Genomic DNA, 6,565 nt, shown 5'->3' on the forward strand with positions numbered 1-6,565 from the left:
CCGGGCAACGACACGCTGCGTGGCGGTGACGACGACGACACCGCGACCGGCGGCGAGGGCAGCGACAAGCTCGTCGGCGGACCCGGCAACGACGAACTGGCCGGTGGCGACGGCGACGACCAGATGGACGGCGGCGTCGGCGACGACGTCATCCAGGGCGGTGGCGGCACCGACGAGCTGATCGGCGGCGACGGCAACGACGACATGGACGGCGGTGACGGCGACGACCGGATGGACGGCGGCATCGGTGACGACCGGATGGACGGCGGAGGTGGCAACGACGACGTCGAGGGCGGTCCCGGCCTCAACGCGTGCGTGCCGGACCCGGACGACGCCGGCGGCGACAAGTGCACCGACAAGGCCGTCCCGCTGATCGACATCACCTCGCTGAAGTGGGTCGGTGAGAACGCCGTCGACAACACCGAACCGCGGACCGTCTCGGTCAGCGCGCACATCACCGACGACCGCAGCGGCATCGTCTACGCCTCGGTGTCGTTCCGCAACCCCGACCCGGAAGGGCCCACCCTCTCGCTCTGGAGTTACGGCGCCCCGGCCGTCGGCTACACCCACGACGGCACGTTCACCATGTCCGGCCAGCTCCCGGCGCTGTCCCGCTCCGGCGAGTGGACCCTGGCCAGCGTCTATCTCACCGACCGGGTGCACCGGTGGACGGTCTACAACGTCCAGCCCGACGGGACCGCGACCTACCAGGGCAGTCTCAACCAGGAGAACACCGACGGCGGGACCGCCACCCTGACCCCGCTCACCGTCACCGGCGACTACGACGCGGCCGGTCCGGAGGCCGACCTCACCGGGGCGCAATGGCAGACCCCGCGCGAGCTCGACAACACCATCGACCGTACGGCCACCCTGCGCCTGCCGGTCACCGACGACCTGGCCGGGGTCAACTCGATCGGCATCGCCCTGACCAGCGTCAGTGAGCCGTTCGGAATCCAGGCCAACCTCGGCAACAGCACGCTAGTGGAGGGCGGCACCATCACCGACGGCGACTGGGAGGTCAGCGGCATGCTCCCGGCGCACCTGCCGGCGGGCGTGTGGCGGGTCTACGGCATCACGCTGTGGGACAAGGCGAACCGCTACCGCCAGTACTTCCGCCCCGACGACGCCGAGGACGGCGTGAACTGGCCGGCCACCATCACGATCACCGGCGACGCCACCTCCGACCGGGACAAGCCGGCCCTCGATCTGACCGGCGGCGAGATGCTCGGCGACAGCACCGGCGACAACAGCGTCGACCGTGACGTACGGATGCGCATCCACGCCTCCGACGACATGAGCGGCGTCGTGGGTATCTCGGCGCACATCCGTACCGACGGCGCGGAGAGCTGGCTCGGCGGCTCCGAGGGCAACGAGGAGGACGGCTGGGTGATCGGCGGAACCCTGCCCGCCACCACCACCCCCGGGCAGTGGTGGATCGACAGCATCATGGTCCAGGACCGGGTCGGCCGCTACCGCTACTACACGATCGCCGCCGACGGCAGCTACACCACCGACGACGGCGGGAGCGGCCAGTCCAGCCTGCCGAAGTACACCCTCACCCCGATCGGGGGCGGGTTTGCCACGAACTGACCCGGGCAACCCACGGGTATGCCCACACGTGACGAACTGCCCGACACCCTCAAACGGTCACCGAAGAAGGCCCAGGACACCTTCATCAAGACCCACGACTCCGCCGTCGAGCAGTACGGCGAGGGCGAGCGCGCGCACCGCACCGCGTTCTCCGCGGTGAAGCACTCGTTCGAGAAGGTCGGCGACCACTGGGAGGCGAAGAAGCGGAAGGGCCCGAGCGACGCGAAGGCCGCCGGCAGCCGGGACACGAAGGCCGAGACCGCCGGCGGCGTCGACGCCAACGCCAGCAAGGAGCATCTGCTCGGCATCGCCCGGCGTCTGGACGTGACCGGCCGGTCCCGGATGACCAAGCCGGAACTCGTCGAGGCCATCCAGAAGGCCAACGACCGCGAGACCCGCCGGGCCCGCGACTGATCCCGGCCGCGACTGATCGGTCACGCCGCGGTCGTGCCCGCACCATCCCGGTGGGCACGGCCGACCGGGCGACGATCATCCGAAGGGGGACGGCGGCCGGGGGTCGCCACGGCGGCGGCCGGGCACGTGCGACGATCGGGCGGTCCCCGTCCGGATCGTCCGCCGAGGTAGCCCCCGATGCGTACTGCCCGCGCCGTCGCGGTGGCCCTGACCGGCACGCTGCTCGCCCTGCCCGCACCGGCCGCCTCCGCTTCCACCGCTTCGGCACCGCGGACTCTGGCCGGTGACCTGGAGCGGATCTTCGCGGACCGGCGGCTGGCCGGGGCCACCGTCGCCGTCGACGTGCGGGAGGCGGCCGGCGGCGCTGTCGTCTACCGGCGCAACGCCGGGCTGCGGGTGCTGCCGGCGTCGAACCAGAAACTGCTGACCGCGGCCGCCGCCCTGGAGGTGCTGGGGCCGGGCTACCGGTTCCGCACCAGCGTCCGGGGCCGCGGAAAGGACCTCTACCTGCGGGGACAGGGCGATCCGACGCTGACGTACACCCGGATCGACCGGCTCGCCGCGGCGGTGGCCCGGGGCACGACCAAGCGGTACGCCCGGCTGATCGTCGACGACTCGTGGTTCGACCGGGTGCCGCTCGGGCTGGACTGGTCGTGGCAGGACGAGACGTCCGCGTACACGGCCCCCGTCTCGGCGCTGACGTTCGCCGCGAACGGCCGGTTCGACACCGCCGCCGTCGAGATCCGGTACCGGGGAGTGGCCGGGAGCAGGCCCGCCGTACGGGTCTGGCCACCGGCCGGCAGCATCCGGGTCGTCAACCGTGCCGCCACCCGGGGCAGCGGCGACGCCGTCACCGCGGTACGCGTGCACGGCACGAGGACCGTCACCGTCAGTGGTGCGATCGGGGCGGGCCGGTCGGGCACGGCACTGGTGTCGGTGCCCGATCCGGCGGCGATGACCGCCGGACTGTTCACGGCGGCACTCCGGCGACACGGTGTGACGATCTCCGGGCGTACCCTCCGGGGAACCGTGCCCGCCGGCACCCGGGCGGTGACCGCCCAGTCGTCCCGGCCGCTCAGCGAGATCCTGCCGCCGTTCCTCAAGCTGTCCAACAACGGCATCGCCGAACTGCTGGTCAAGGCGATGTCACGGGCTGCCGATCCGGCGAGGCCGGGAAACTGGCCGACCGGCCTCACCGCCGCGACCAGCGCCCTCGGCCGCCTCGGCGTCGACACCAGGCTGCTCACCATGGGTGACGGATCAGGGTTGAGCCGCCGCAACTGGCTGACCACCGGGCAGGTGACCACGCTGCTGGAGAAGGCGCAGCGCCGCACCTGGTTCCCGGCGTTCCGCGCCGCGCTGCCGGTCGCCGGCAACCCGGACCCGATGATCGGCGGCACGCTGCGCAACCGGATGCGCGGAACCGCGGCGGCCGGCAATGTCCGCGCCAAGACCGGCACGCTGACCGGCGTCAACGCCCTCTCCGGTTACGTCACCGCCGCCGACGGCCGCAGCCTGGTGTTCTCGTTCGTCGTGAACGCCGCCGTCGCCTCCGCCGTCCCCCTCCTCGACGAGGCCGCGGTGGCACTCGCCGCCTGACCCACGGCGGCCGTCCGCGGTGATATGTTGCGCGCAGGTCATGAGCGCCAGCGTCAAGCCCCGGCTCGCTGGCCGGCAACCCTCCGCTTCGTGGGCGGGGTGCCCCGGGTGATGACCGGGTCCGGCGTGTCCCGCGCCGGGCAAGCCGCGACCTTCCGAGGTGACCCTCATGAATCATCCTGTGCTGTACGGCCGTCTCGTCCGGCTGGAGCCGCTCGCCCCGCATCACGCCGCCGGTCTGGCCGCGGCCGCAGAGGAGTCCCGCGACTCATACGACTGGACGTGGGTGCCGACCGCCGCGACCGCCGTCCGCTATGTCGACGAGCAGCTCGCCCGAGCCGGTCTGTCGCCGTACGCGCAGGTCAGCGTGCGGACCGGCCGCCCGGTCGGGGTCACCGCCTACTGGGATCCGCGAGGTGAGCCGCTGACCGCGATCGACGTCGGGTTCACCTGGCTGGCCGCGTCCGCGCAGCGCTCCGGGATCAACCTGGAGGCCAAGTATCTGCTGTTCAAGCAGGCTTTCGAGGGGTGGTCGGTGCGCCGGGTGGGCCTGAGCACCGACGCCCGCAACGCCCGGTCACGGTCGGCGATCGCCGGGGTCGGCGCCCGCTTCGAGGGGGTGCTGCGGAACTGGTCGCGGTCCTGGGCGCCAGGGGAGGACGGACGGCTGCGGGACTCGGCGCTGTTCTCGGTCGTCGCCGAGGAATGGCCGGAATGTCGGGCCTACCTGGAACATCGGTTGTCCGAAACGCGGTAGTCCATGTGCCCCAGAACGACCTCGACGAGAGGTACGGGGTTGGATGGCCGGGAGGAAGACGGTGCCGCGGCGGATCTCGTGGTGGGGCTGAGCGACCCGCCGGCCGGGACCGGGAGGCGATCCGCACCGGTGTGACGGCGCTCTGGCCGGGCGGCGCGATGGACCGGTGGTGGTGGCGCGGTCCGGAGGGCGACCTCCGGACCGCGGACCTGATCAGCTGGAGCAGGTGTTGAGCATGGTCTGGAGGGCGGTCTTCTCGCTGGACTGCAGGGTCAGCGAGTAGTAGTACTTCACCGCGATCCACATCTTGGAGTAGGTGCAGCGGTAGGAGCTGACCGACGGCTGCCAGGTGGACGGGTCCTGGTCACTCTTGGACTGGTTCACGTTGTCGGTGACCGCGATCAGCTGCGGGCGGGTCAGGTCGTTGGCGAAGCTCTGCCGCCTGCTGGTGGTCCAGGCGCTGGCGCCGGAACGCCACGCCTCGGCCAGCGGCACCACGTGGTCGATGTCGAGGTCGGAGGCCGCGGTCCAGGTGGCGCCGTCGTAGGGGGAGTACCACGAGCCGGAGGTGGCGGCGCAGGCCGAGCTGACGACGACGTTCGTGCCGTCCCGCTTCAGGACCGTCTCCCGGGTGTTGCAGGTCCCGGAGATGGTGATCCAGTGCGGGAACAGATCACGGTCGTAGGTGCTGGCGTTCGCCTCGGCGGCGACGGTCAGCGCGTTGAGGTAGGTCTGGGCCGTCGACTTCGACGGGATCCCGGTGGGGGCGGCCTGGGCGGGGGAGACCATCAGACCGATAGTGATCAATGCGGCCGTGACGCCGGCCATCAGGGGGCGGGGGGAGAGGGGCATGATCGGCTCCTTCATGTCGTCCGATTCGGACTACACAGATCTACGGGAGCCGGACGTCACCGGATGATGACGTTCATGAATTTCTTATGTCCGAACAAAAAAGATCAAACCCACCCCTGAAACAAGACCTTAACTTTTGTACGGGCTGTGAACGGCCCCGTGGCTGTCCCCGCGACGCGGTCCCGGTGCAGGACCGATCCGCGACCGCCGGGCTGAATGCGGCCCAAGCCGTTACCCCCCTCGATCGCCCTCCGTCGGCCTCGGTCACCTGCGTTGGCCGCCCAACTTCGCGTCGCCCCTCTTCGCGTCGCCCCTCTTCGCGTCGCCCCTCTTCGCGTCGCCCCTCTTCGCGTCGCCCCTCTTCGCGTCGCCCCTCTTCGCGTCGCCCGCCTTCGCGTCGCCCGCCTTCGCGTCGCCCGCCTTCGCGTTGCTCTCTTCGCGCCGCTCTCCTCGCGTTGCCCTCCGTCATGTCCGCGTTCACCGGGCCGAAAATGATTGCCCACCGACTCGCGAACCCCTCCGGTGTCAGCGGCCGCACGGCTGCCGCCAGCCCTCCACCCGCGCAGGCGTGCGATCAGCGAGGACAGGAGCACCCAATCTGCTTTCCGGGCTGGGTCGGCGATGGCCGCGGCCGCTGTCACCTCCGGCCGCGGTGGCACCCGGGCCGAAGCAACGACGGGAGCAAACAGAACGCCAACGTGCGACCTCACCACGCTTATGGCGACGATGAAAGTCCACAATCTACTCATCGGGATCGTTCATCTTTGTTGTGGCGCAATGCCGCGCACTCAAGAGGTTCCGCATGTCGGCAATACCCGTCCGGGTGATCGGCATCCTGCCGAAACAGGCTTGTCGGGTGGGCCCGAGTTGCTTGATCTCGCTGCGGGCCGCCGGCAGGATCCGTGGGCCGGTCAGTGGGCACCCGAAGTAGCGGCTCCGGATGGCATTCGATCGTCTCCGGTGTGGTGACTGTCGACCTTCACCGGTCGCCCCGCCGGATCTTGACCAGTTTGCCACCGTTTCCGGTGGTGAGCCGGTCAAGATCGGCCAAGGCCAACCCGGCAGACGTCGACGGTCACCGCACGAGCGGGCATCCCATGACCTTGGGATACGGGGAGATGTCGCTCAGCCTTGCGAAGCAAGACGGCCCGTCAGCCATGTATCCGGTTCGTGTTGATATCGGCCATCCGAGCCGGTGTCGCCGATCCCGGAATCCCTTAACCGCGCGGCATAGCGCCATGGCGACTACCAGCGCACACGAACGGCGATCGGTGTGCGCTGACCGACGCTGGGCGAACCTACTCCGGGGCGGGGCGGGGCGGGGCGGGGCGGGGCGGGGCGGGGCGGGGCGGG

4 protein-coding genes, 1 pseudogene and 1 riboswitch are annotated in these 6,565 nt (G+C 70.7%); of the genes and pseudogenes, 4 read left to right on the forward strand and 1 reads right to left on the reverse strand.

Features of this window, described 5'->3' with window-relative positions:
• The 4 genes and pseudogenes from ACFO0C_RS42075 to ACFO0C_RS42090 all read left to right on the forward strand — a co-directional run.
• Positions 1-1,590: pseudogene (locus ACFO0C_RS42075) on the forward strand (hypothetical protein); the annotation flags it as partial.
• 18 nt (positions 1,591-1,608) lie between these two features.
• Positions 1,609-2,004 (forward strand): ChaB family protein, encoded by a 396-nt coding sequence (locus ACFO0C_RS42080; protein WP_378072441.1) that lies wholly within the window; start codon positions 1,609-1,611, stop codon positions 2,002-2,004.
• Between the two features lie 177 nt (positions 2,005-2,181).
• Positions 2,182-3,603 carry a D-alanyl-D-alanine carboxypeptidase/D-alanyl-D-alanine endopeptidase gene (gene dacB, locus ACFO0C_RS42085; RefSeq protein ID WP_378072442.1) on the forward strand — a complete coding sequence of 474 codons (1,422 nt, stop codon included), beginning with the start codon at positions 2,182-2,184 and terminating at the stop codon, positions 3,601-3,603.
• A gap of 36 nt (positions 3,604-3,639) precedes the next feature.
• A riboswitch (SAM riboswitch) is annotated at positions 3,640-3,756 on the forward strand.
• Positions 3,757-3,772: 16 nt separating this feature from the next.
• A complete protein-coding gene (locus ACFO0C_RS42090) occupies positions 3,773-4,360 on the forward strand; it encodes a GNAT family N-acetyltransferase (RefSeq protein WP_378072443.1) in 588 nt (195 codons plus the stop codon).
• Positions 4,361-4,573: 213 nt separating this feature from the next.
• Here ACFO0C_RS42090 and ACFO0C_RS42095 read toward each other — a convergent pair whose 3' ends face one another.
• Positions 4,574-5,188: a GmrSD restriction endonuclease domain-containing protein gene (locus ACFO0C_RS42095; protein WP_378072640.1), complete on the reverse strand. Its 615-nt coding sequence runs from the start codon at positions 5,186-5,188 to the stop codon at positions 4,574-4,576.
• Positions 5,189-6,565 lie beyond the last annotated feature (1,377 nt).

This window comes from Actinoplanes subglobosus (assembly GCF_042650585.1).
Classification (GTDB): Bacteria; Actinomycetota; Actinomycetes; order Mycobacteriales; family Micromonosporaceae; genus Actinoplanes; species Actinoplanes subglobosus.